At 45.2% G+C, this 25766-nt stretch carries 19 protein-coding genes; 7 read left to right on the top strand and 12 right to left on the bottom strand.

Annotated features, from left to right (window positions below):
* Positions 1 to 14: 14 nt before the first annotated feature.
* The 4 genes from SHAL_RS00870 to SHAL_RS00855 all read right to left on the bottom strand — a co-directional run bounded on the left by SHAL_RS00870 (position 15) and on the right by SHAL_RS00855 (position 4289).
* The gene (locus SHAL_RS00870; protein WP_012275304.1) at positions 15 to 1169 is read right to left on the bottom strand and encodes an amidohydrolase; all 1155 of its coding nucleotides are present in this window, start codon (positions 1167 to 1169) and stop codon (positions 15 to 17) included.
* Positions 1170 to 1251: 82 nt separating this feature from the next.
* Positions 1252 to 2238, bottom strand: coding sequence for a DMT family transporter (locus SHAL_RS00865; RefSeq protein ID WP_012275303.1), 987 nt, complete (start codon positions 2236 to 2238; stop codon positions 1252 to 1254).
* A 39-nt stretch (positions 2239 to 2277) separates the two neighbouring features.
* On the bottom strand, positions 2278 to 3057 hold the full coding sequence (locus SHAL_RS00860; protein WP_012275302.1) for a maleate cis-trans isomerase family protein: 780 nt from the start codon (positions 3055 to 3057) through the stop codon (positions 2278 to 2280).
* Positions 3058 to 3122: 65 nt separating this feature from the next.
* Positions 3123 to 4289 carry a M24 family metallopeptidase gene (locus SHAL_RS00855; protein ID WP_012275301.1) on the bottom strand — a complete coding sequence of 389 codons (1167 nt, stop codon included), beginning with the start codon at positions 4287 to 4289 and terminating at the stop codon, positions 3123 to 3125.
* A gap of 340 nt (positions 4290 to 4629) precedes the next feature.
* Here SHAL_RS00855 and SHAL_RS00850 point away from each other — a divergent pair, with 340 nt between their 5' ends.
* The 4 genes from SHAL_RS00850 (at position 4630) to SHAL_RS00835 (ending at position 8377) form a co-directional block, all read left to right on the top strand.
* Positions 4630 to 5310: a helix-turn-helix transcriptional regulator gene (locus SHAL_RS00850; protein WP_012275300.1), complete on the top strand. Its 681-nt coding sequence runs from the start codon at positions 4630 to 4632 to the stop codon at positions 5308 to 5310.
* 20 nt (positions 5311 to 5330) lie between these two features.
* Positions 5331 to 5714, top strand: a complete 384-nt coding sequence (locus SHAL_RS00845; RefSeq protein WP_012275299.1) for a RidA family protein — start codon at positions 5331 to 5333, stop codon at positions 5712 to 5714.
* A gap of 86 nt (positions 5715 to 5800) precedes the next feature.
* Positions 5801 to 6979, top strand: a complete 1179-nt coding sequence (locus SHAL_RS00840) for a diaminopropionate ammonia-lyase (RefSeq protein ID WP_012275298.1) — start codon at positions 5801 to 5803, stop codon at positions 6977 to 6979.
* A 459-nt stretch (positions 6980 to 7438) separates the two neighbouring features.
* Complete coding sequence (locus SHAL_RS00835) at positions 7439 to 8377, top strand: YeiH family protein (protein WP_012275297.1); 939 nt, start codon at positions 7439 to 7441, stop codon at positions 8375 to 8377.
* 587 nt (positions 8378 to 8964) lie between these two features.
* Here the strand turns inward: SHAL_RS00835 and SHAL_RS00830 are convergent.
* From SHAL_RS00830 to SHAL_RS00795, 8 genes are all read right to left on the bottom strand, one after another.
* The gene (locus SHAL_RS00830; protein ID WP_049763862.1) at positions 8965 to 9666 is read right to left on the bottom strand and encodes a DJ-1/PfpI family protein; all 702 of its coding nucleotides are present in this window, start codon (positions 9664 to 9666) and stop codon (positions 8965 to 8967) included.
* A 196-nt stretch (positions 9667 to 9862) separates the two neighbouring features.
* A complete protein-coding gene (locus SHAL_RS00825; protein ID WP_012275295.1) occupies positions 9863 to 11047 on the bottom strand; it encodes an HD-GYP domain-containing protein in 1185 nt (394 codons plus the stop codon).
* A gap of 241 nt (positions 11048 to 11288) precedes the next feature.
* Positions 11289 to 11504: a hypothetical protein gene (locus SHAL_RS00820; protein WP_012275294.1), complete on the bottom strand. Its 216-nt coding sequence runs from the start codon at positions 11502 to 11504 to the stop codon at positions 11289 to 11291.
* A gap of 27 nt (positions 11505 to 11531) precedes the next feature.
* Positions 11532 to 12293: a DNA-binding protein gene (locus SHAL_RS00815; protein ID WP_012275293.1), complete on the bottom strand. Its 762-nt coding sequence runs from the start codon at positions 12291 to 12293 to the stop codon at positions 11532 to 11534.
* A 48-nt stretch (positions 12294 to 12341) separates the two neighbouring features.
* The gene (locus SHAL_RS00810) at positions 12342 to 12887 is read right to left on the bottom strand and encodes a hypothetical protein (RefSeq protein WP_012275292.1); all 546 of its coding nucleotides are present in this window, start codon (positions 12885 to 12887) and stop codon (positions 12342 to 12344) included.
* Positions 12887 to 13579 carry an energy-coupling factor transporter transmembrane component T gene (locus SHAL_RS00805; RefSeq protein ID WP_012275291.1) on the bottom strand — a complete coding sequence of 231 codons (693 nt, stop codon included), beginning with the start codon at positions 13577 to 13579 and terminating at the stop codon, positions 12887 to 12889. Before SHAL_RS00805 ends, SHAL_RS00810 begins: the two co-directional genes overlap by 1 nt.
* Positions 13569 to 15020, bottom strand: coding sequence for an ATP-binding cassette domain-containing protein (locus SHAL_RS00800; protein WP_012275290.1), 1452 nt, complete (start codon positions 15018 to 15020; stop codon positions 13569 to 13571). The genes SHAL_RS00805 and SHAL_RS00800 overlap by 11 nt, the downstream gene beginning before the upstream one ends.
* Before the next feature lie 17 nt (positions 15021 to 15037).
* Entirely contained in the window at positions 15038 to 16987 is a 1950-nt protein-coding gene (locus SHAL_RS00795; RefSeq protein ID WP_012275289.1) for a TonB-dependent receptor plug domain-containing protein, read from the bottom strand.
* A 439-nt stretch (positions 16988 to 17426) separates the two neighbouring features.
* On the opposite strand from SHAL_RS00795, the gene SHAL_RS00790 reads away from it, so the two are divergent.
* From SHAL_RS00790 to SHAL_RS00780, 3 genes are all read left to right on the top strand, one after another.
* Positions 17427 to 18785 carry an isochorismate synthase gene (locus SHAL_RS00790; RefSeq protein WP_012275288.1) on the top strand — a complete coding sequence of 453 codons (1359 nt, stop codon included), beginning with the start codon at positions 17427 to 17429 and terminating at the stop codon, positions 18783 to 18785.
* 651 nt (positions 18786 to 19436) lie between these two features.
* Positions 19437 to 24722, top strand: coding sequence for an Ig-like domain-containing protein (locus SHAL_RS00785; protein ID WP_012275287.1), 5286 nt, complete (start codon positions 19437 to 19439; stop codon positions 24720 to 24722).
* A 304-nt stretch (positions 24723 to 25026) separates the two neighbouring features.
* The gene (locus SHAL_RS00780; RefSeq protein WP_012275286.1) at positions 25027 to 25686 is read left to right on the top strand and encodes a 7-cyano-7-deazaguanine/7-aminomethyl-7-deazaguanine transporter; all 660 of its coding nucleotides are present in this window, start codon (positions 25027 to 25029) and stop codon (positions 25684 to 25686) included.
* The last annotated feature ends 80 nt before the right edge of the window (positions 25687 to 25766 follow it).

Genomic DNA, 25766 nt, shown 5'->3' with positions numbered 1-25766 from the left:
TAGTTTATAACGAACTATTTAGCCAAACATTGTTCAACAAGTGTCTGCCAATATCTCAAACCTGGAACCAAGATATTGTCATTGAAGTCATAAGTTGGCTTGTGTAGCGCCACGCTACCACAACCACAACCTGCGCCGTTACCTACTAGGATGTAACAACCTGGCGCTTCACGTAGCATAAACGAGAAGTCTTCACTGATGGTAAATGGCTGACAGCTACCATTCACTTTATCTTCGCCAACAACAGTTTGTGCTGCGCGAACCGCATATGCCGCTTCAGCTGGAGTATTGATCGTCGATAGGAAGCTGTTGTTGAACTTGTAAGTGTAATCAACGCCTGCTGACATACACTGACCTGCAACCACACGCTCAAGCGCTTTTTCGATCTTGTGCAGTGCACCATCGGTAAAGCTACGGGTATCACCTGTGATAGTCACTTTAGTCGGGATAACGTTAACCGTACCGTTAGTAGCAAATTCAGTTACCGAGATAACCGCAGTTTCGTCAATCGCGCTTAGGTTACGCGATACAATTGTTTGGATAGCAGTAACAATCTGTGCGCCAACAACGATAGGGTCGGTGCCCATGTGTGGCATTGCCGCGTGGCCGCCCGTTGCTAGTACTTCGATTTCGAAGCTGCTTTCGCTTGCCATGATTGAGTGCGGGCGAGTCACGAAGTGACCTGCTTCAATACCCGGTAGGTTATGCATCGCGTAAACTGCGTCGATTTTCCAACGAGTAAATAGGCCGTCAGCGATCATCGCTTTAGCGCCAGTGCCACGCTCTTCATCTGGTTGGAAGATGAAGTAAACCGTACCATCGAAATTCTTAGTTTGTGCTAGCTCATGAGCAGCAGCGAGTAGCATTGCCGTGTGACCATCGTGACCACAAGCGTGCATTGCGCCTTCGTTTACTGATGCGTAATCGAACGTGTTTTCTTCATGAATATGTAGCGCATCCATATCGGCACGTAGACCAATTGAATGCTCGCTGTCACCACACTTTAAAATACCCACAACGCCCGTGCCGCCGATCCCTGTATGCACTTCAATACCAAACTCTTCAAGTTTGCTTGCTACAAATGCTGCAGTCTCGTGCTCTTGGGTACCAAACTCTGGGTGCTGGTGAATGTGATGACGCCACTCAATAACTTTCTGTTCGATATTCATATGCTTTTCTCTTATAACAACAAACCGGTGACTAGGTCACCGGTGATAAAAATTGATTCAATTTGCTGACTGAATTAATCAGTTACTGGCTGCGGCAAGGCTTAGGTGCTACAGCTAGCTCAGCCTCAACTTCTTCTGCTTTGGCCTTGTTCTTGTTACCAAGCTTCATGAAAGCGATCATCGAGGTGATTACCACTGCGATAGCGACTAAGCGCATCGGAGTGACCTGCTCACCTAGAGCAAATACCGCTAGGATGAATGAAGACAGTGGCATTAGGTTTAGCGCCATACCGGTACCATCAACACCGACACGTTCCATACCGTAGATATAAACTAGGTAGCTCATACCTGAGATACATACACCTAAGATAACGATACAAAGGATACGTAGTGGTGAGCTAAATACGTTCAATGCTGAGCTGAAATCAGCGCCAACAACTAACAGATACAGACCAAAACCTAGTGATGCGAACACAAACTGGTGGAACATCGTCGCTACTGAACCATACTTGTCTGCTAGTTTGGCACGAGCGTAAGCCATTGTTGCAAAGCTTGCTGCAGAGCCTAAACAGATCAAGTGACCAATGTTGAAGCCTTTCGTTTCAGACTGTGGGTCCATTACTAGAATCGCCACACCTAGGAAAGCACCTAGCGCACACATGATTTGCATTACAGTGAAACGCTCACCGTGACGTAGGAAACCCACACTCAAGATAAGGATTGGGATCAAACCTTGGATCACGCCGTTTTCAGAGGCGGTAATATAATCCAAAGATAGGAATGATAGGAAGCTGAAAGCACCTTGACCGATGATACCGCAACATGCAGCCCAGAAAATATCATTACGGTTTGCCCAGTTAAGCTTAAAATCGGTTTTCTTCTTCATCTTGCCAGAGGCAAGACCGATGTTGAAAATAAAACCTAGAGTCACAAAAGCAACAGTATAACGCAACCAAACTAGTACTTGAGGATCCATCACCTCAAGAATTGGTGTACCTACGATCCACGGGATACCCCATAGTAGACCTACGAAAATAGCAGCCAACCAACCTTTCTGTGTATTAGACATTATTTTTATCTCAATAATTATTATATTTTTGCCAACAGCTTAAGCTGTTTTAGCGTTAAGTAATTTGCCGTAGCCAGGGCATTGCGCCACGTTGCCAGTCAGGTGCATTGCATGCCAGAACATCGCAGAGTTACTGCATACCACTGGAATGCCGAATTTGGCTTCGATCTCTTCGATATAATCGAGTACGCGTAGGTTAGTGCATGACATAAACACCAACTCTGCGTCAGAATCTTTAAGCATCAACTCAAGCGCGGCGAACATTGATTCTTTAGCCACTAAAGTGATGTCGGTATCGCGTTCGATACCTAATGAACCTAGAGTCACTACATCAAAATCTGCATCCGTTAGTTGTTGATACAGTGGGTAGTTAACGCTAGTTGGGTAAGGAGAAAATACGGCAATCTTCTTCGCATTTAAGTGCTTGAATGACGCTTTAGCCGCTGTCCATGGGTTGGTCGCAGGGATGTCACCACGGTTTTGAGTCAATAGTGAGGCGACTTTTTCTTCACCGATAATGATTGAAGCTGATGTGCAGCCAAATGCCATCACATCCATTGGTAGACCTGTTGCGATCAAGTCAGACGCTTCAACGATTCCGCTAGCGATCTGATCGAGTGCTTCAGGAGTCATTTCGCTTGAGTAGAACACGCGAGAGCTAAACACGCCTGCTTGTGTACCTAATAACTTAGCCCAGTCCATTTCTAGACTGTGGTCTGTGCTTAACTGCACTAAACCGATATGTACGCGGTTGATTCTTGGTGCCTGCTTATGTTCAAGCGGCTTTTCAAACGAGGTAAAGGCTTCAAAACTCATCATAATGAGATGCTCTTTTAGTAATGATTTCTCCGGCTCCCTCCGGAGAAATCAATGGCTATATTAAGTTATTTGATAATCAATAATTCTGGTTCTGCGCGCTTGCTTAGCCACTCTGCACCGTTCTCGGTAATCACGATGTTTTCTTCGTGAACCATAGACTTACCTGGTGCGTAAACCATACCTGGCTCTAGAGTCATGATCATGCCAGGCACTAATAGTGTGTTGTCTGTTGCCGTGTTTGATGGACGCTCAGTCAACTCGATACCTAGACCGTGGCCTAGACGACCCACGTCGTTACCCAAAGCGCCGTTAGCTTCTAGTACTTTCCACATTGCGTTGTAGATGTCAGAAGTCGTGTTGCCTGGACGCGCAGCTTCAAAGCCCATAGTGGTTGCTTCGTAAGTTGCACGGTAAGCCGCTTTAGTCTGCTCGCTTGCATGGCCGAAGGCCCAGTTACGGTCAAAATCTGAGAAGTAACCGTCGCGTACCGCACCGGTGTCAATAATTAGCACGTCGCCATCTTCAATTACGCGGTCAGTTGGACCCATGATGATGCTGTCGTAACCGTCTTGGCCTGAACCTGCGATGATGTATGGACATTCATCGGCGCCTTCCATCAGCATGTCGATACCGAACTGCTTACAAATTTCGCGCTCTGTCATACCCGCTTTTGCATAACCAGGGATCTTGTCGAAGCCCACGTTAGTGATGCGGCAGATTTCACGAACCTTATCGATTTCAGCCACAGATTTAACTTGGCGAAGTTCATGAATAGCTAGAGAAACGTCAACGAATTCTTTATTAATTAATGTCGTTAACTGTAGATAGTTAGCGACTGGCATACGTAGGTGAGATTCAATACCTAGCGTTGCACCTACACGGCCAAAGCGTGAAGGTAAGCTGTTAAGTACGCTAGCTACGATGCTAATACCATCGTCATCTGGACGTGGAGACGCCCAAGTGTGGATATCTTCAACCCAAGTACCCGCCATACCGCTAGCGCCGATCTCAGGGATAACGGCAATTGGCTTGCCTTCGGCTGGAAGGATTAGGAACCATGGACGAGTTGGGCTGTGCCAGAACTGGGTGTGGAAGCCTGAAAAGTAACGTACATTCGGCTCAGTAGTTAACAGAATCGCGTCAACTTCTAACTCGCGCATTTTTTGCTGAGCTTTAGTTGCACGCATTTCAAATTCAGCTGTTGTAAATCCACGCTGTAATATGCTTTTCATTTTTATCTCCACATCCCACACAACTGGCCTATTTGCCAAAAGGTCACTAAAGTGACCGGAAAACCGTTTTAGTCAACTATCGTTAACTTGGTGCGCATCATACTGTTTGCAGAATTTAAAAATGTGACGCATATCTCACAGTCAAAATTTGTTAACTAAGAACTACTACTCAAACTGAGATTTCATGATCAAAGTCAAATAAATTGAACCATAGTTAAATTTAACTTGCGCAAAAGCCCAAAAAAACGTCCTATAGTTACATAAAGTTGATTCAAGGCTTGTATTGACGAGCTAAAAAGTTGACAATAAACGCATCTATAGTTCACAAAAGTAATCTCAAATGATTAAAGCGGCAGAACAGGCCTACAAAACGGAATTTACAGCTAGAGATCGGCAGCTACTGCAAGGCCATTTCCATTTAGCCGAAAGCATGGCCGATCTAATAGGCCCTCACTGCGAAGTCGTTATTCATTCTTTAGAGAGCTTTGAGCAATCGGTCGTCAAAATTGTTAATGGCCACCATACAGGCCGTAAAGTGGGCTCCCCAATCACAGATTTGGGCTTAAAGATGCTGCGTCTTTATGAACAAACTGGCGAGATCACCCCTAAGAGTTACTTCAGTAATAACAAGGGTGGTGAGATGTTGAAGTCGAGCACCTGCATTCTTATGGGCGAAAATGGCAAACCTATTGGTATGTTCTGCGTCAACATGAACTTGTCGCACCCGTTCCCTGAGATCATCAAGACTCTGATGCCAGATACAACACAGCATCATAGTTTCGATATGACTGAAAACTTCAGCGCGTCGGCTGGAGACGTGGTTGAGCAAGCCTTAAACCACGCAGTAATTGAGGTCGATGCTGACGACAGCGTTAACCTAAAAGGCCGTAATAAAGCGATTACTAAGGTGTTGTTTGATAACGGCATCTTTGAATTGAAAGAAGCAACTAACATAGTTGCTAATCATTTAAGTATTACCAAACATGCGGTGTACAAGTACATCCGTGAATTTAAATCCTAATCATCAGAGATAACTAAACTATGAAAACTGTAATCCATACTGAAAATGCTCCAGCTGCAATTGGTCCATACTCTCAAGCGCTTGCTTTCGACAAGTTAGTATTCACCTCTGGTCAACTACCTCTAGATCCAGCAACGATGGCTTTCGTAGAAGGTGGTATTAAAGAACAAGCTTACCAATCTCTAAAGAACCTTAAAGCTGTTCTAGAACAAGCTGGCGCAGGTACAGACACTGTACTTAAGACCACTTGTTTCCTAGCTAATATGGAAGATTTCGTTGCTTTCAACGAAGTTTACACTGAAGTTTTCGGCACTGAAGCAGCTCCTGCTCGTTCATGTGTTCAAGCGGCTCGTCTTCCAAAAGATGCGCTAGTAGAAGTTGAAGCGATCGCCTTCACTAAGTAATAAGCCTGTTATACAAGCCCCTGTCTGTCTTTCTATTCAAGAAAGATGGGCAGAAGCCTCTTCGTTCATAATATATAGTGGTTACTATGCTAAAGCTGACTCAAAATGATTTCTTTAACGGCGAGACCTCTGAGCTTTTTACAGCCCAGGTTGCTGAACAAACTCGTCAATTCCACCAGCAGATCGAAGCTTACCAGCCGACTCCGCTTATCTCACTAGAGCAGCTAGCGGCGCGTTTAGGCGTTAAAGCGATTCTGGTTAAAGACGAATCTTACCGTTTCGGTCTAAATGCCTTTAAAGTATTGGGTGGCTCTTACGCATTAGGTAAGCAGTTAGCTGAACACTTAAATGTAGATATCAGCGAAATTGATATGAAAACCGTTGCGGCTAAGCTAAGCGAGCCATTGGTATTCGCTACCGCAACAGCGGGTAACCACGGAACAGGCGTAGCTTGGGCTGCACGTGAAATGGGCCAAAAAGCCGTTGTTTACATGCCAAAAGGCTCATCTCAAGCGAGCGTAACTCGCATTAAAGGCCTGGGCGCTGAATGTATCGTTACTGATTGTAATTATGACGATACCGTACGTATTGCGAATCAAACAGCTGAAGAAAATGGTTGGATGCTAGTACAAGATACCGCTTGGGAAGGCTACGACAAGATCCCAACTTGGATCTCGCAAGGCTATATGACTATGGCTGTTGAAGCACAAGAGCAAGTTGAAGCGATGGGTCTTAAGCCGACTCACCTAATGCTACAAGCGGGTGTTGGCGCAATGGCTGGCGGCCTTCTTGGTTACTTCGCCGATAAAGTTGGCGCAAACAACTTCAAGACCATTATTGCCGAGCCAGCAAAAGCAGATTGTATCTACAACTCTGGCATTAAAGGCGAAATGGTTGCCGTTACTGGCGAGCTAAACTCTATCATGGCAGGTCTTGCATGTGGCGAGCCTAACCCAGTAACTTGGCCTATCCTAAAGCAGTGCAGCAGCTTCTTCGCATCGGTTGAAGATCAAGTGACTGCGACGGGTATGCGTATTCTTGGTAACCCACTAGCAGGTGACACTAAAGTTGTTAGCGGTGAGTCAGGTGCACTAACTCTAGGTCTACTGTACATGCTAGCAAGTCGTGAAGAGTACAGCGAGTACCGCACTCAACTTGGTCTAGACCAAGATGCCGTTATCATGCTGTTCAGCACTGAAGGCGACACTAACCCAGACCGTTACCGTCAAATCGTTTGGGAAGGCATGCTGAGCACAGCTCAATAAGTCTCTGACTTAACAAACACCCCTAAAAAGCCGCTATTAGCGGCTTTTTTGTTATCTCAAGAAAGGCCGCTCGCGGGCTCACTTATAGGAGACAGGCCCTAGGACGTTCGCAAGCTCACTGCGAGGTCGGTGCTACGCACCTGCTAGGACACCAACAAGTTGGCTGCTAGGAAAAGCAAATCAAAAGCCTCCGTACTGAACTCGATATATTTTGCTTGTCGCTTTCCATCTTTGCCTTTTCTAGAAGCGACATCGTCGCGCTCTCGAAGTGATGAAGTCACGCCCTCGTCTCGGCTTTACCTAGGACCTTTCTTTTCCTAGGACCTAGAACCTTTCTTTGTCTTTCCTACAGCCAAGATTCAGTTTTACTGAAGCTAACAGTAAAGTGTATTTAATTTATTAAAATTTAGCCTACCGCTATAATCAACGGCTGACCTGTAGCCGTTAATTATTAATCCCATGACCAACGAAAGCCCAAACAAAATCCATTTAGCTGTGTTTATCTTAGTAGGCTTACTGTGCCTTATGCCGATGGTATCCTCGCCTGTCGCACTGATCTTGGGTTTTACGCTTGCCAGTATCGGTTGGGCACCCAGCCAGGTACACCTTGGCACCTTAACTAAAAAGCTACTCGCCTACTCTATCGTGGGTCTGGGTTTTGGTATTCAGCTAGACGCCGCCGTTAGTATCAGTCTAGAGAACCTGCCACTGATCCTTGGCTCAATCATTTTCACTCTGATTTTAGGTTTTGCCCTGACCCGTTTGCTAAAGATGGATCATAAAACGGGCCACCTTATCGCTTCGGGCACAGCAATTTGTGGTGGCAGCGCCATCGCTGCAGTATCACCTGCAATTAGGGCCAATAGCGAGCAAACGGCTATCGCACTGGCCACGATATTTATCCTTAATTCCGTGGCACTGTTCCTGTTCCCGGCCATCGGCCATGCCCTGTCTATGAGTCAGCATGATTTCGGAGTCTGGAGCGCAATAGCCATCCACGACACCTCGTCGGTCGTTGGCGCAGCCTCGGCTTACGGTAATGAAGCCTTAACCACTGCCACTACCATTAAGCTAGCACGCGCACTGTGGATCATTCCAATCGCACTTATCAGCGCCATGCTATTTAAAGGTGACAAGAAGAAGATAGCGATCCCCTACTTTATCGGCTTCTACTGTTTAGCTATCGTAATGGTCCACTGGCTACCTGCAGGCGAAGTGATTTACAGCGCGATATTTGAGGGGTCTAAGCGACTGTTGGTGGTGTGTCTGTTCCTGATTGGCGCAGGCATTACCATCCAGAGGATGAAAGCTACGGGTCCTAAGCCACTTATTTTAGGTGTATTGCTATGGATTGCCATCGGCAGCAGTTCACTAGCGTATATTTTACTGCTTAACTAGCTAGCTATTAATAAACCCATTAAGCAGAGAAAGTTTGATGACTTCGAAAGATAACAATTAACCACAAAGGACACAAAGAGCATGAAGACAAACAATCTCACGCTTTCTCTTTTCTTCGTGTCCTCTGTGTAGCGAACGAAGTGAGCGCTTCGTGGTTTATCGCTTTTAAAGTAAAGCCCTGCTTGTGCCGGGTTCTTACTTTCTATTTTGAATCAGGTTTGGAATCTTGTTGACTGGCAGTGCCTTTATAGGCGCTGCTTTTCATTGCGGTGTCTTATTGAGCTCTCGACTACTATGACGCCAAACCAATAAGCTAAGCAAGCAACTAAATGCGCCTAAGTCGATTAAGGCGCGCGTTAGCCCGCTAGTCAGTAAAGAGGCTGCAATTAACACTGCGCAACACAATAATATTAACCCGTTATTCAATGTAATCTCCCCTCTTAGGCAAGTTAAATGAATCACTATTATTGGTGCTCAAGCTAAAAGCCGCCAAGATCCTTTATTACTAATTAATAGCTTAATTGGATAAGGCTAGATCATTTACTTATGAAACTCTTTTACAACAAACGAGTAAAAGACGGCTATTTCTAAACCACGGCATAGGGATCGTTACTGGCATCTTGATTCCAGCTGTACTCGGTTAAAGCTTCAATCCGCCTCGCTTCCTGCTCACCATGCAAGTGTTTAACCCAAAACAGCGCCGCATCGGTGCCTGCAGAGACCCCTGATGAAGTTAAGAACTTACCATCAAATACCCAGCGCGCTTTGGGTTGCCACTGTGGGTTATCATTCAGTGATGTCACCCACTCAAAAGCCATTTTATTGGTGGTGGCTTTACGCCCGTTAAGGACCGAGGTCATGGCCAGCAACGCAGTGCCAGTGCACACGGTAAACACGTTTTGACTGCGAGTAACCTGCTCTACCAGCCATTGGCGCAATGCTATATCACTGACTAACGTGCGAGTGCCTAGCCCACCAGGGATTAACAATAGGTCGCAGTCGTATGTCTGGTTTGTCAGGCAATCGGCGACCATCCGTGGCCCCTGATAGCTTTTGACTATCTCCTTGGTGGCCACCAGCTTGATCTCGGCATTCGGCATATGGCCTAACATCTCTACCGGACCATGCAGATCTAAAGTTTCATAGTCGTCAAACACTAAAGCCAAAATACGATATTTTCCGGCCTGGAACGGCGAGAAAGTTACTGTTGGCTTTGCCTGTGTGAGCGGCGCGGTAACACCCGCGGCCAACATCAGCGAAGCCCCTTTTATAAACTGTCTACGTTGCACTATTTGTTCCCCATCAACCTCTGTATCTTATGCAGACTTAGTCAATGAAAAAAAAGATTAATTCAATGATAACTAAGTCAAAATACCATCCGTTCATCAAAAATGGAGCCGGCTCAAGCTTTGAGGATAAATGAGAGATATGGCGATACAAAAAAGCGCCGAGTTGCTATCGGCGCCTAAATGAGCAAAATTGAGTTTAATAGAATGGAGTGGGGTCGATCTCTAAGCTACTCGGCGATATGCCTTTCTCGATATTCAGTGGCGATCTGAGCAGGTCGACAACCTCCACTTGGGTATAGCATTTATGCTTCACCGAATAGAAACACTTAACCTTAGGATGTAGCACATCTCGGCCCTTAGCTTCCCATACAATCCCGATACGTCCATCCGACAACTGCACCAACGAGCCAACCGGATAGACACCAATACAGCGGATAAACTCGTAGACGAGTCCTTGATCTAAATGCGTTGGAGTCATGCCCAGCAAGATCTTAAATGCCGATGCTGGACTCATCGCTTCTTTGTAGCAGCGAGTTGCCGTTAAGGCGTCGAAGATATCGACGATGCAACTCATACGCCCATGAATAGGGATCTGCTCTCCCTTGAGACCAAGAGGGTAACCACATCCGTCGAGTTTCTCATGGTGCATTAGGCTAATATCTTTACTGATCTGAGATAGGCCTTTGGTTTGACCCATGATCTCAATGGCGTAAGTCTGATGCAGCTTCACATGCTCAAACTCTTCGGCAGTTAACTTACCGGGTTTATTCAAAATTTTACTATCGATCTTGATCTTACCGATATCGTGTAAAATACCACCAATAGCGATTTGCCGCAGCATATCAGCATCGAAGTTCAGATAGCGTCCAAACGTCACCAGCAAGAAGGCAACATTAATAGAGTGTTCAAGCAGGTAGACATCTTTTGAGCGCATTGCAGAGACACACTTGAGGGCATCGGCATCCAGTAATACAGACTCAATCATGCTGTCTGCTAACGCCTCGAACGGTTCAACCTCTACCGCTTTACCTTCAAATGTATCAGACAGCACCTTTTGGATGAGATCTTTTGCCTCAACGATTAACTCCTTGGCCTGCATCTGAGTCGTTGCACGTTCAACGGTGACTTTTCTGATAAAGGGTTTAGGTGCAGAAGCGACTCTGCCCAAGCCTAACTCCGGCAACGAGCGTTCACCATTGACCCACACATGAGTCACATTACTCTTATGCAGCCTCAGTATCGCCTCGGCACTGCGAATTTGGCCAGCATTAGCGATATTGACTAGACTCTTATTCTTGTCGATGGCCTCAACAAACATACCCACTTTTAGCTTAGAGACGGGTATTTTGATTAAGCTGCTTGATTCAATTGAATCACCCATTATCTTTTAGGTCTCCGGATGATTTAGCTTTAAATACAGCGACTAATCAGCCACTGCACCCCTCACTGCAATTCGATGTTGTGACTCAGCCGATACCGAGTTCATCTTATAATTTACCGTAAGAAGTTGGCTATTCTATTCTCTGAACTGTTAAATCACCATAGACAACGTTAATTAATACACGATAAATACACTCCAAACCGTAAGAAAATACTACATTTAATGAGTAATTTTAATCTCGTTATTCAGCACGACATTTATGGCATTGAAAGCTCAGCGGTTGCCAACGACGGTACATGCAGTTATAACAGGAGCGTAAAACATTATCGGTATGCTCATCTTCGTCATCGCTGAGAAACACCTCACAATGTGCAGCTGCTTCACGCGCAAGAAGATGATCTTCAATGCCAAACTTAAACTGCCATAAACCATCTACTTGGATAAACCACTGCTGCATAATCCTCTCCAATTCTAGCACCTAATATTAATAAGGTTTTAATTCTTGTTTAGTCGCATTTAGCCAGCGCCCTGAATCACCGCAGACTAACAGCGCAAATTGATATTGAGTCAATACCGCTTTGATCTTACCTTTAAGTGTCAGCACCTGATCGCCCGCGAGCTTCTCTCCGTCAACCGAGATCACTGCCTGTAGTCCAGTCGCTGCTAATACCTCTGCAACACTCATCTGCACTTCACCTGATCCGTCTGACGTTTGTCCTAACTTTAGCTGGCCTTTAACACGACCATCTTGACCACTGAGTCGTAACCCCAAGCCTGCGAGAGCACCAATGATGCCTTGGCCCGTGCCGCCATGCTCCGACAGATCAATGCCTAACACCTCTGCCAAAGTGTAAGCTTGATCTTTTGTCTTCACTTCAACTTTAGATTGCTGACCAAAGGCGATAAGTTGCTCGATGTCATAGCTGGAGGCTAAATCTAAGATGGCTAGCCCGGGATCGGAAGCCGCTGCAGACTCTTGCTTTAAATGCGCGATACAGATTGCTTTTATCTCATCGAAGCTGAGTTCAGTTTCAATCTGAAAACACATGGCGCTATTATGCGAAGTATAAGGAATATCTGGATGCACAAAGAGTTGATGGCGGGTCACAAGTCGGGTAACGGGTATTTTGTCATCCGCAGTGAGTGGAGGGGGCGCAAGTTTGGCCGCAATCTCTTCGGCAATTTCTCCCGTGCCTTTAGTGCCGATATCATCGGTGTCATCAATGCAGATCAACCAAGCTTTCATCTAAAACCCTTATTTATTTTTAGTGTAATACCAATATAGAAAATTACGTTATTTATCTTCAATCTGGCCTCGATGTAGCAAGTCATGAGCATGTAACCGTTTTAATACTGGAGGCACTAACAGCGCTGCGGCGATGGCAAATGCACCACCTTGTATAAAACTGAGTCCAAATTTTGCCAGCGCAACTTGGCCACTCATCCCTACGAGTAGATTGCCTATCCATCCCTTTCCAGCCCAAGCCAAACAGCCCACCAGCGCTAAGATAATGCTTCGCCAGCGTAAACTAAACATCCCTGCCATAAACAGTAATGCTAGATCCATGGCCATAGCAGGCAAGCCAAACTTAAGCAAAATCATTGGTCCACCTTTGCCAACACTGAGCATCATGGCGATCAATCCCGCTAACAAACCACAAGCTGTAATGCAGCCAACTCTACCGACAGCGCCATAGCAGATTAGGTAGAAGAAAGTCATCAAGAACATGGAGTGACCACTCAAGCCTAGCTTGAGACGTAACATACTTTTTAGCACCACCAGTAATGTGGCGCAGAACCCTATAAACAAGGCATCTTGTAGATCGAATGGAGATTTCATTAATCGTCTCTTGTTGAAGGCCAATGTGTTGGTTGGCTAACTTTACCGAAATGGCGCAACTTAGCCGCTTTTGCCATCTGTTTTGATAGTTTTAATAATTGAATGAGCACTGGCAGCACCACACAGTAGATCAGCTCTGGCCAGTTTTTAGGGTTCCTTAGTGCTTTAGGCGTAATGTTAGCCCCGCGTAAGCACTGTATTGCGTATATCTCTTTGGTCTCTTGCAACATATAAGGCAACAAGCCAATTGAAGCGGCAATAACAAATGCCCACTTAGCGGGTAAGCCCCAACTCAGCACTTCGCCAAGTCGTTCTGGACTCTGAGTACTCGATAGCCACCAGCCTGGCAACATGGCTAGAAACACTCGCAGAACAACAATCACGCCCTCAAGCAGTTGAGCTTCACCATGCAATAGATAATAAAGCGGTAGGGTCAGCGCTAGCTGCGCCGCCCCTAACTTGAGTAGAGCGGTGATCTTGTTCTTTAGGTACAGGCCATGGATAACCAATAATATATCCACCAGCACCAGCCAGACGAGTCCACTATTGGGCAGGAAAAAGGCGCAGCTCGACAGCACCAAGCTCAGCACTAACGCCACTGCACAGTATTGGGTCGCACTCAAACTAAAGCTTGAATGGATCGTGTCTGAACGCTTGTTGACGCCTCGGCGTATGTGACGATTAGCCCACATTCAATTGCTCAATATGTCCAGCTCCATCCATCAGCTTTCCTGATTCGATCAACCAGTAACGATCAACATCAAGTGATGGGATCGCGCGGTGACTAGTCAGCAAGATCCCGCAACCTTGCATACTCAGCTGCTGTAGCAACAGAACCACTTTTTCTACATGTTGCTTATCGAGTCCTGCAAAAGGGTCATCAAGCAATAAAACCTTAGGCTGCAAGCAAACCAGAGACGCCAAGGCGATAATATGCTGCTGACCGTAAGACAGTTTATGCGGCGAACTCTCGGCTAGATGGGTGAGCTCCAATGCTTGTAGCACCTGCTCAGCACGAGATAACGGCAGCTTGAAACGCTTCAAACTAAACTGCAGCTCAGCCTGCACAGTTTGTTCAAATAGCTGACGATTTGGGCGCTGCATCAGCAGACCAAGCTCGGCGCCGTAGATCCCGAGTCGTGGACGCTTACCCAATACCGAGATAGGAAAGGTTGGAATATTGGCCTGAATACCCGCCAGTGTTTTGAGTAAACTACTCTTACCGACCCCATTATCACCAACCAAAGCGACAACCTCACCGCTATAAAGTGACAAGCTTTGTTGGCAATCGAAGAGACACTCTTGCTCTATAAACCGAAAATGATGTGGCTGAATTTTGATTAGACATTCGCTGTTATCGAAGCTAAAACGAGATTTAAGACTAACAACATCTTCTTTATCAAACACTTGCTCATTGCTCGCTGCAACGTTGTTCACTGCAACGTTGCTAGGGTCATTCTGACCCGCATCGAGTCGCCCTTCTTCGAGCTGCCCGTCTTTAAGTAACCCGTCTTTAAGTAACCCATCTTTAAGTAACCATAGATAATCGACTAAGTCCAAAAATGCGCCGGGGTTGTGTTCAACCATCACGACAGCAACGCCGTCATCTAACAGGGTTTTGAGCACGGCATACAGCTCTTTCACACCACTGTCATCAAGCTGGGCCCAGGGTTCATCGAGCAGTAATAAAGATGGCTTAAACACTAGCTGCGCCGCAATCATAAGACGGTACTTCTGCCCTAATGACAAGACTTCAACCGGCGTATCTAGGCTGATATAAAGCCCTACTCGCCTCAGTGACTGCTGCACCTTTTCAACCATGAGCTCGGCGGCAATACCGAGGTTTTCGAGTCCAAAAGCAATTTCGGCCCCAACACTTTGACGCAAAATCTGCACATTAGGATCTTGCATCACTAAACCGACCAGCAATGAGGGAGCTCGATAAACCTCCCCCTCATAGGGTCGAGAAAGCTCTCCAGCCATCAAGTGCAATAAGCTTGATTTGCCAGAGCCTGTCGGACCGTTAATACAGTGGCATTCCCCACGATTAACCACCAAATTGAGATCGTCCAAGATCTCGCTTTGGTGCGATCCATAGCCAAAATGAATCCCTTCTAGTGCTATGAGTTTCATACTTTTCCCCGAAAGACCTAAACCTGCCAGTTAATGCCGATGAATACCTGACGACCCGCCTGTGGCATAAAGTCACTTTGATAATAAAGCTCATCAAATAGGTTCGTCGCTCGGACGTATAACTCTAAATTGTCATGCCAAATATTTTGACTCAAACTTAGATCGACTAAGGTGTAATTATCTAATTGAACACCTTTGCCGTTCACTTGATCAATTATGCGTTCAGCGTTTAAACGTGTCGTTAAACCGAAGGAAAAATCATAACTCGCTTGCAGGCGCAGATTGTGAGTCGGACGGTATTGCAAACGTTCATTGGTAGCACGATCTTCGGTATCAATGTAGCTATAGGCAAACGTTACCCCTAGGCTATCGAAATATTGATTCGTCATCTGCAAATCAACACCCATAAAGCGAAAATCACCAATGTTTTGCTCTTGGTTGTTATCATCTTTAGCTATGTAATCATTGGCATCAGTAATATAGCTACTGATATCTAGCTGAGTATCGAAAGGTAGAGATTGCTGTAGACCCAGTTCAAACTGGTTAGCAACTTCCGCTTTTAGGTTCACGTTACCGCTGTTAGCCGCGTAAAGATCGCTGATTGATGGATAACGTACTTTTCGAGCAAGACCTGTATGGATACGGCTTGAGTCAGTGGCTTGATAAAATGCAGACGCTTGCACTGAAAAATCTGTCTCACTGTTCACATCAAGATCGTAATTGTGTACCGCTACACCTAAGCTGTAGCCATATTTGCCGTCATCTTGATATTGATACTCTGCAGCACCGGTATAAACAATAAGGCTTTCATCGATATCACCTGACCCGCCTTGACCGCCGCCAGTGCCGCCACCGCTGCCTGTTCCTTTATCGCTACGAAGTTTATTTGTATGAGAGAACCAATCTTGCTTTTCAACAATGACAGAAGTGGTCAACACAGCGCCATAATCAAATTCGCTAATAAATTGAAGATTAGTGCCGCTGACTTTAGAGGTACTTTTAACAATACTATTTAAGTTATTCATTCTATGGTTATAGAAATTCTCAACCATATCTGTTTGGTTATAATAAACAAAACCACGAACAACATACTGCTCGTTTATTTCATGTGCCGCACCAAGTTGCATACTTTGTTCGTTGAAATCTTCAATTCTTGATGGGGCTTTTTTACGATCAACTGTAGGCGATTTGCCCCACTCACCATCACGTTGAGTGTAGTTGGCCATTAACTTAGTTGAATCGTTGATGAAGTAACTACCTTGCGCATAATAGTTAGTTAATTTCCTATCGGAGTTAAAACGCACATCACCGATTTGATTACGCGTATCTTCAAAATCATCAGGCATTGGAGTGCCATCAGTTTCTTGATGAGTAACGCTCATAATACCTTGCCAGTTGTCACCTGAACCCGCGGCGCTTAAATCACCATTAAAGGTGTTGTCTTGTGCCGCTTCTAGGCGACCAGAGAAAGCTGACGCATTATCACCTTGCTTAGTAATAATATTAATGACACCCGCGCTTCCGCCTGGGCCGTACAACACGGATGACGGACCAACAGATACATCAACTCGGGCAATTTGATTTGTTGGGATAACACTTGGATCAAACTGACCGTCTTCAGTGCTACTTGCGGGAACGCCGTTAATTAGGAAAGTAATGTGACGTGTTTTTAAACCTCGAATATCAACTCGAGGGGTTGAATCTCCACCGACTCGAACATATATCCCCGGTACGTTTTCAAGTACTTGGTCTAAGCTCTGCGCTCCTGATGCCTTGATCTCCTCAGCATCGATGCTCCAATTTGTTGTCGCTGCCTCAGTAACAGAAGCACGCTCACCATGCACCACAATCACTTCAGATACATTAAAAATAGGGTCTCTTTCTAGGTCATCTGCTTGAACTTGATAGGCCAAGCCCATCGCCAATGCAAGAGTGGATACTCTCAGCACCTTTTGTTGCTTTTTCATCTGATTTCATCATCCTAACGATTTATTTTTTGTTATTTTCAAAAAGCACTGACCAACACTCAAGTAAATAAAATCATAAAACAAACCTGGATCGACTAATTTGAACATTAAGGAAAGGACTGCTACCCAGCAACAGACAAATTGACCCACCCTTTATATTCAAAGGACAAAAGGGGTCATGGATATCACAAATCGGTATCGACTCGATAGGTCGAGTTATTCCCTAAATTTGTCATCAATGAACTCTTATTGGCTAAATCTAAAGCATGCTGATTAAATAGTCAGTGGAAGCTCACACAGGTAGAGTAATCAACTTGACACTGTATGCGCAGACTATTAGTTTGTGGTAAAGATTCTTATTACCAATGTGCGATGGGTGTATCCCGATTAGAGGCAGCTCCTCTAAGCAAGCCCTAATGATATTTGTTTGGAGTACTTATTGACCATCCCCTTGCTGCCTCAAGCCGTTAAGTCTTTAACCGACAAAATCAAATCCTTTACTCTTCAACCAAACAGCGACCCCATTGTCCAGCTGTCCGTGGTGGTTTCGCCGATCCCAGTTATCGCTTGGCTAGCAGCACAATCAACTTACCCGAGAGTGTATTGGAAGGGACGTGATACCGAAGAGGAAGTGGCCGCCATTGGCAGTTGTAAAGACTTTTTCTTTGGTGATGAAGTTGATGATATCGAGCTGTCTGTCGAATATCAGAAACAAAGGGCACTTACCAATAATCAAGAGATCCGTTATTACGGCGGAGTGGCTTTCGACCGTAGAAACGAAAGCTGGCCTGATTTTGGTAAAGCGCATTTTGTTCTGCCTCGCATAGAGCTGCGTCGCAGTGGTAATGACTACAAACTTTTGGTTAATCTCAACTTTACCGAGCAAGAATTCACTCAAGAAATTGATGATGCGCTGCAATCATTACAAGCCTTAGACGCACCTAAGCCACTAGCACCACCAAATAAAGTGGCACTAATGGGCCGTAGCGATCGACCCGATCGGTATCGTTGGGACGAGCTAGTTAACCGTGTAACACATCCCAAGTTTATTGAAGACACCCCCAAAGTGGTCTTGTCGCGACTGACTCAACTTGAGATTAACGAGCAGGTTGACCCTTGGATGCTATTGGCTTGCTGGCAAGGTCGTAACCCTAATAGTTTTCAATTTGGTTTTCAGTTTAGCCCAGATAGTACCTTTATCTCTTGCACCCCAGAGCGCTTGTATCGCCGTCGTCAACGTGAGCTATTTACCGAAGCACTCGCTGGCACTACGATTCGAGGGCTAAACCAAGAAGAAGATAAGGCGCTAGCGCAGGAGTTACTGGATGACACCAAGAACAGTCATGAAAACCAGTTGGTTAGGCAGCATATTGTCGATGTACTTAACCCACTGAGTAACTATGTTGGCGCTGAAGAAACCCCAACAGTATTTAAACTAAGCCATATTCAGCATCTACACCGCTCTATTCGTGCCGAACTAAAGCCCGGTGTGAATGACTTTCAGCTGATCCAAGCCCTGCACCCAACACCTGCCGTAGGCGGCCTTCCAAAAGAGTCGGCTATGAATTTTATTCGCCAGCAAGAAGGTTATGTAAGAGGCTGGTATGCGGGAGCATGCGGTTATTTTAATAAGTATGAAAGCGAATTTGCCGTGGCAATACGCAGCGCATTGATTGAGCCCGGTCGTATCAATCTATTTGCTGGTGCAGGCATTGTCGCGGGCTCAGAAGCCGATAAAGAGTGGACCGAGTTAGAAAATAAACTCACCACCATTTTGTCTATCTTAACTGAATTGTAATCTCATATCAGGCTTCAGCTAATGTTAACTATACCAGAGTCGCACATTTGAGTGCAGTATAACTAGCCGACGAACACCGGCTAGTATAACACCATGATATTACTGATATCACATAACATTCCATAGGCTGAGTCATGGTTATCCCTCGGGCTAGCTACCCCTTCTAAAGTGTTCATCTATTTCATCCCCCCTTATGCAGAGTAAAATCGAACCATCTATAAATCGCTTTTCTAAGCGATTTTGGCTGCCGACCTCTGGGTTGATTAGTCTTACAAGGAAGCTACAATTCTTTCAGCTATTTTCCTTGAATTAGGTTGCCAAAAGCACTTTGAGTAGATCAATACCTTATTCTCATTGGTATTAATTGAAGCTCACTGCCTACCACCCAATAACCTTGAACTAATATACCCAAAACCTGAGCTAATCACTTCCATACTGCAGAAAATTGAGAACAAAGCGTGTAAGTCTATTTGATAAAGACCCTCCCTTCCCGAATCTAGGTATCTAGCCCTCTAAAAGTTAAAAAGAATTAGCCAGTTAAGGAGTATAGGCAAGATTTGAATTTGTGATCTTTAGCTGATTATTTTTCGAACAATAGTGGTTTGATGCCACCATAACTGATCACATTACGAACAACTCGAGGGCGTGGCTATGATAAGAATAACAGCAGTCGCTTTATTAATAGGAATGAGTTGCTTGGCCTTAAAGGCTAATGCGCAGGTATTACCTCAAGTCCCAATGGCACCCGATGGCAGCCCATATATTGATGGTGGTGGCGGGCTAATCAGTAATCTCGCTGAGTTACGTTGGCTCAGCGAAACCCCATCGGCCTGGGATGAGTCCTGGCTACAGACGCAAGACATAGATGCCAGCGAGACTAAAAACTGGAATTTAGGTGACCATGATCTGTTACCAGATACTCCGGATGAGCCTATGGGATTCTCACCTATCGGCGATAATTCAATAGCCTACAATGGCTCATTTAATGGTGGAGGATTTAAAATTCATGGTTTATACATCAATAGGCCACAATCCGACAACATCGGTTTCTTCGGCAAGTTAACCGCCGGATCATTAGAATACATTAATTTAGAGCGGTTATATGTAGCTGGGGATTATTACGTTGGTGGGCTGGCTGGCAATGTAATGCAATCATCGATTGTTGATTGTCATACATCAGGAGAAGTTAAGTCTGTTGGTCGTCTGGACAGTGATGTATACCCCGATGAAAAACCTGGCAGTTATTTAGGTGGACTGATTGGTTATGCTAGTCATCCGACAATTGAGCATTGCTCTTCGACCGCTCTGGTAACTATGACGCTTGATAATCCGAGTGTCACACAGCCAACTGGTGGGTTGATTGGAACACTATCAGGGGGAGAAGTCATCGCGAGTCGATCTGAAGGCGACGTTCATGGATATTCCAGCACTGGCGGATTTATCGGATCAACTTTTGGAACTCCGTTAATAACAAACAGTTTCGCTCGCGGCAATGTTATCTGTGACTCTAACTGTGGTGGACTTATCGGAGACGCAGATGGGGGACGAATAGAAGATAGCGTCGCAACTGGCGATGTGGCTTCAACCAGTGCCTATGTCGGTGGCCTAGTCGGTGGGCTTTACAATGCCAGTATAGTGCGCTCTAGCGCATCTGGCCAAGTGTTAACTACCAGTTGGGGCGTAGGTGGCTTGGTGGGACGCTGTAATTCAGACCCAGACAAGCCTCTCAGCTCAGTCAGCGATAGCTATGCGAGTGGTAAGGTAAGCGGCAATACAAGTGGGGCGTTAATTGGAGTCACTTGGGATGGTTGCCGTGTATCTAATAGCTATGCCACTGGATTTAATAGTGAGCTTTTCGGTAGAGCAGAAGGTATTGAGCCTATAATCGAAAATAGCTTCTTTGACTGCTCAGGCTCTGAAACTGGCTGTAGCCAACCGTATGCAAAAACGACCCAAGAGTTACACAATCTGCAAACTTTCATCGATGCAGGCTGGAATATGGGCAGTTATAACCAAGCTGGAACTTGGCTACTCAACCATAAGGCCTATCCTATTTTAAGTCATGGCAAAGCGGTTTTGTTTACCACCTTACCTGAGGATATACAGCTCCAAGGAAGCGAAGACCTGCTATACGAGTTAACCTTGCAGGTTGAAGATATCCCAGCCAATCAACACGTTGCTTTTGAAGTGATTGATGCCCCGGCTTGGCTCTCATTACAGCCACAAGGAATAACCGCATCACTCAGCGGCACAGCTGATGATAGCGGAGTAGGTGATAACATTGTGGTTATTGCCGCAGTGAGCCAAGGTGTACGCAATGACTTCCCACTTCAGCTAGTCAATATATCTAATATCAATGATCTGCCTGTTGCATCGAGCGCTCAATTAGAAATAGTAGAAGACACTTTACTTAGCATCGACCTGTCTACTCTTGTAAAAGACGATGACTTTATTCATGGCGATGAGCAACACAGTTTCAGTGTTATTACCCCTTTGCCTGACGGCCATGGAAATATTGAGTTAGCTGGAAACAATGCTAGCTATATGCCTGCGGCTAATTTTTTTGGCGCCACTAAATTCAAGTATCAGGTAACTGACATAGCCGGTGCCACAGCCAGTGGCTGGGTAAATGTGAATGTAGCGCCAGTAAATGATGCTCCCGTTGCCAGTGCGGGGCAAATTATCGTCAATGAAGATGCAACAGCTAGCTTGAATTTAATGACCTTAGTACAGGATGTCGATGATAATGAACTGTTATTCTCGGTGTCAGGAGGCTTATATGGTCAGCTTTCTCTTAACGGTACCATGGTCAGTTATACCCCTAACAAAAACTACTTCGGAGCAGACAGCTTTAGTTATACCGTGGATGATAAACACTCAGGGATTAGGTTGATCGCTGGCGCTCAAGTATCGGTAGCGGTATTACCCGTTAATGACGCGCCAACAGCGCAATCAGCCAGTTATCATATTGAGGAAGACCGTACGTTGCAGGTTAATCTAGCAAGTTTGGTTAACGATATTGACGGAGACCTACTCAGCTACTCAATCTCTACTCCTCCAGCTGCTGACACTGCATCCATAGCCCTTGCAGGGGCTATGGCAGTATTAACACCGACCGCTGATTTTAATGGTCAGGTAAGTTTTATCTATGCGGTTACTGACAACGCAGGTGGACAAGCCCAAGCGGCTATCAATGTCGAAGTGATACCGGTCAACGACTCACCTTCGGCTAATAGTGGCAGTTTAACAGTCTTAGAAGATCACAGTGGCACAATTAACTTAGCGGCCTTGGTGCAAGATAAAGATAATGATCCTTTAAGTTTCAGTATCAGTCCAGCGTCTCATGGCAGCGTGTCACTATCGGGTTCGGTTGTCAGTTATCAACCTTATGAAAACTATTCAGGCACAGATACTTTTAAGTTTAGTGTTACAGATGGCTTTCAGACCATTAGTAATCAGGTTCATATGACCATCGAAGCTGTGAATGACGCACCGACTATCAGTGGAATACCTAAGCCATCGGTGGATCTCGGTAGTCACTATCAATTTGCCCCTAAGGTGAACGATATTGAAGGCGATCGCTTAAGTTTTAGTATCAACAATAAACCAGCGTGGGCCAGCTTTAATAATAGAACCGGTGAGCTAGTCGGCACTCCGTCAGCTGAGGATGACTTAGGACTACACGAGCGAATTAGGATCCGTGTTTCAGATGGTATTGATGTCACCTTCTTGGCTGACTTTACTATAGAAGTAACGGGCGAGCCTGAAGCGAATTTTGCCATAGCCGATAGCTTTACTTTGCCTGCCGATCAAGATGAACGCTATGTACTTAACGTTTTGGACAATGACAGAGTCGCAGAAGGTGAGACACTAACATTGGCCGCAGCTCAAACGAGTAATGGTCAGGTAAGTATTGATGGTCGCAACCTAATAGTGGCATTGAATCAGCCGTTAACACGGGTCACATTGAGCTACTTTGTCGATAACAGTCTCAATCAACAAGACAGTGCCAATGTTGTTCTTACACTGGAACGAGAAGAAGATGAAGGGTTACCCGTCATCAACTTACCCGAACCTATTTGGTTTGATGCAACAGGAGCTTTATCTGAGATAGAGCTGCCTATACCCGATGCTTTTGATGCCGAAGGGGAGTCGCTAACGCCAATACGGAGTGATGATAAGATCTACTTTCCCCCGGGGCGTCATACTGTGGTTTGGCAAGCAACTGACAGTAAAGGCAATAAGGTAGCTGTAGAGCAACAAGTGAATATACGACCACAGGTCACGTTACCACGTGATGCCTCGGTACACTTGCTCGGTTATGAGAGTTACAGTGTCAAGTTTATGCTTAATGGTGAGGCCCCTCAATATCCAGTAATGGTTGATTACATACTGACTGATGAGCTCAGTGGCATGACTACTGAGGAATCATTATTGATTGAGGCTGGTACAGAAGGAGTTCTAGACTTGATGTTGACTGATAATGTGGGTGAGCACTCTGTTGTGGCTTATCGTGTCGCATTGGCGGATTCGACTAACCAAGGAGAAAATAATACCTTCGCATTATCGATTCAATCTGAGCCACAGCCTCCGCTAGTCAGCAGTGTGCTGACCCAAAATGGAGAAAAGCGCTCCATCATTGCCATTCCGAAGCAGGAGGGCTCTGGACAAGGTGTTCAGGTTAATTTGCTAGTACAAAATGCCAAAGATGGTGAGCAATTTAATTTTGAATGGCACAGCGATGATATCGCTTTGACGATAGAAGATGACCTTACCAGTAGTATAGCTAAGTTTGTACCTCAAATCGGTATGGATGAAGGTGTACGTAAAGTCAGTGTTGATGTCACTAGGTTGGGAGAGCATGACGTAACAAAACATCATTCTAGACATGACTTGTATTTAGATATACGTAGCGAACTACCAGCCTTATCAGCAGTAGCTGATACTGATGGTGATGGTATTCCGGATAAGCTTGAGGGAATGACAGACTCGGATCAAGACGGCATTCCTGATTACCAAGACGCAATCATGGTTCCAAATCTAATGCCTGCCATAGTAAATAATCAATCAAGCCACTTGATTGAGGTTGAGGCTGGCCTTAGTTTGAAAAAGGGGATGACGGTTCCTGATAATCATAACGGAGGTCTGTTACTGGATCCTGAGTTAGACAACATTGTCATTGATACCGAAACGTCAGTCGTTGGGGGGATCTTTGACTTCATCGTACAAGGGTTAAAGATCCCAGGCGATACCATTGCGATAGTATTACCTCAAATGAACCCAATCCCAGCAAATGCTAGCTATCGCAAGTATCAAGTCACGCAAAATGGTGAGGCTAAATGGGTGGAGTTTGATCTCTCAGCTGGAGCTATTTATTCAGCACGAGGTAAATCAGGCATTTGTCCTGCTCCTCACGCTGAAAGTTGGAGCAGTGGTTTAACACGGGGGGACTGGTGCGTTAAATTAGTCATCATTGACGGAGGCGCTAATGATGCAGATGGCATTGCTAATGGCACCGTTGTTGATCCTGGCGGTGTTGCAGTATTGCTCAGCGGTAACACCTTGCCAATACTCAAGGACGATAGTTTTACCTTATATGATGATGAAATAGAGGTGAACCTAGATGTATTGGCAAACGATCTAGATGCTGAAGATCCGTTGTCAATCATCAGTGCAACAACCAGTCATGGGGTAATCACTCATGATGGACAAGCTCTGCAACTCACATTGCCGACCTCTTTACCTGAAGAAATTACTATTGAATATTCCGTTATTGAGCTTAGGGAAAATGGAGTTACTCAAGTCGCTAACGCTAGGGTAAATTTCATTGAACGCCCTATAAGTAATGATTCGGGTTCACTGACATGGATCTGGTTATATTGCTTAGTTTCCTTGCTCGGTTATCGACGCTGGCATGGTCGATTGAATAAGCAATAACCTTACACTGAGCCATAGGTATATCAAAGACAGCAGACTCTCTGCTGTCTTTTTTAACATTAGCCAATATTAGATAACAGGGTGCCAGTCAAAACTAAAATAACTCTTTTAATGACTATCAAAGACAAAGTTAATCGCACGTCAAGATTTATACTTGCTCAAATAAAAAACTGCTCTATAATTTGCCGCCCCTATATCATGTAGGGGACGAACCACTATGTTTAACCAAAAATTGTAAAATTATAGCGATGATCGCTATTGCGGGTTCCCTAACCCCGCCCGATTTATTTAAAAAGGCCACAAGATGTTGATGTTGACCCCTGCACAGATTCGCCGTGCATTACTGCTATTAGCAGGCTTTCATATTGTTATTATTTGTGCGAGTAACTACCTTGTACAACTTCCCTTCCAGATATTTGGCTTCCATACCACATGGGGTGCATTTAGCTTTCCATTTGTCTATTTAGCCACAGATCTCACGGTTCGAATTTTCGGCCAACAAGCGGCAAGAAAAATTATCTTCCTCGCCATGTTACCTGCACTAATCATCTCTTACTTGATGGGCGTGGTGTTTCACCAAGGTAGCTTCCAAGGCGCTGAAGCGTTGCTTGAGTTTAACAGTTTTGTATTCCGAATCGCTTTCGCTAGCTTCGCGGCATACCTGATTGGTCAGCTGATGGATATTTTTGTATTTGCCAAGCTCAGAGAAACCAAGTCTTGGTGGGTTGCACCTTCTGCATCAACCATCGTCGGTAACCTTATAGACACTATCGTATTCTTCGGCCTAGCCTTCTACGCCTCAACCGATGAGTTTATGGCAGCACACTGGCCTGAAATCGCCACCGTTGACTACGGTTTTAAGTTGATTGTGAGCCTTGGCCTATTCTTACCTGCATACGGCCTGTTATTAAAGTTCTTACAAGATAAGATCTTACAAGACGAAGCTCGTAAAACCGCCACCTAACGGCAGTTAACGCTTAACAACAACTGGACTGACCTGTTATAATTTCGCCAATTCGTTCACCTTTCAGCCAATGGTTTGGT

Origin of the sequence: Shewanella halifaxensis HAW-EB4, from assembly GCF_000019185.1 — a bacterium.
Taxonomy (GTDB): domain Bacteria; phylum Pseudomonadota; class Gammaproteobacteria; order Enterobacterales; family Shewanellaceae; genus Shewanella; species Shewanella halifaxensis.
The sequence above is the reverse complement of the archived record's forward strand: the minus strand, read 5'-3'. Positions and strand labels throughout refer to the sequence as shown.

Coding starts and splice junctions, on each gene's coding strand:
- SHAL_RS00795 (WP_012275289.1), bottom strand. CDS start 16,987: ATGAAAAAGCAACAAAAGGTGCTGAGAGTATCCACTCTTGCATTGGCG.
- SHAL_RS00800 (WP_012275290.1), bottom strand. CDS start 15,020: ATGAAACTCATAGCACTAGAAGGGATTCATTTTGGCTATGGATCGCAC.
- SHAL_RS00860 (WP_012275302.1), bottom strand. CDS start 3,057: ATGATGAGTTTTGAAGCCTTTACCTCGTTTGAAAAGCCGCTTGAACAT.
- SHAL_RS00785 (WP_012275287.1), top strand. CDS start 19,437: ATGATAAGAATAACAGCAGTCGCTTTATTAATAGGAATGAGTTGCTTG.
- SHAL_RS00810 (WP_012275292.1), bottom strand. CDS start 12,887: ATGAAATCTCCATTCGATCTACAAGATGCCTTGTTTATAGGGTTCTGC.
- SHAL_RS00815 (WP_012275293.1), bottom strand. CDS start 12,293: ATGAAAGCTTGGTTGATCTGCATTGATGACACCGATGATATCGGCACT.
- SHAL_RS00820 (WP_012275294.1), bottom strand. CDS start 11,504: ATGCAGCAGTGGTTTATCCAAGTAGATGGTTTATGGCAGTTTAAGTTT.
- SHAL_RS00850 (WP_012275300.1), top strand. CDS start 4,630: ATGATTAAAGCGGCAGAACAGGCCTACAAAACGGAATTTACAGCTAGA.
- SHAL_RS00865 (WP_012275303.1), bottom strand. CDS start 2,238: ATGTCTAATACACAGAAAGGTTGGTTGGCTGCTATTTTCGTAGGTCTA.
- SHAL_RS00840 (WP_012275298.1), top strand. CDS start 5,801: ATGCTAAAGCTGACTCAAAATGATTTCTTTAACGGCGAGACCTCTGAG.
- SHAL_RS00805 (WP_012275291.1), bottom strand. CDS start 13,579: ATGTGGGCTAATCGTCACATACGCCGAGGCGTCAACAAGCGTTCAGAC.
- SHAL_RS00825 (WP_012275295.1), bottom strand. CDS start 11,047: ATGGGTGATTCAATTGAATCAAGCAGCTTAATCAAAATACCCGTCTCT.
- SHAL_RS00780 (WP_012275286.1), top strand. CDS start 25,027: ATGTTGATGTTGACCCCTGCACAGATTCGCCGTGCATTACTGCTATTA.
- SHAL_RS00870 (WP_012275304.1), bottom strand. CDS start 1,169: ATGAATATCGAACAGAAAGTTATTGAGTGGCGTCATCACATTCACCAG.
- SHAL_RS00835 (WP_012275297.1), top strand. CDS start 7,439: ATGACCAACGAAAGCCCAAACAAAATCCATTTAGCTGTGTTTATCTTA.
- SHAL_RS00855 (WP_012275301.1), bottom strand. CDS start 4,289: ATGAAAAGCATATTACAGCGTGGATTTACAACAGCTGAATTTGAAATG.
- SHAL_RS00845 (WP_012275299.1), top strand. CDS start 5,331: ATGAAAACTGTAATCCATACTGAAAATGCTCCAGCTGCAATTGGTCCA.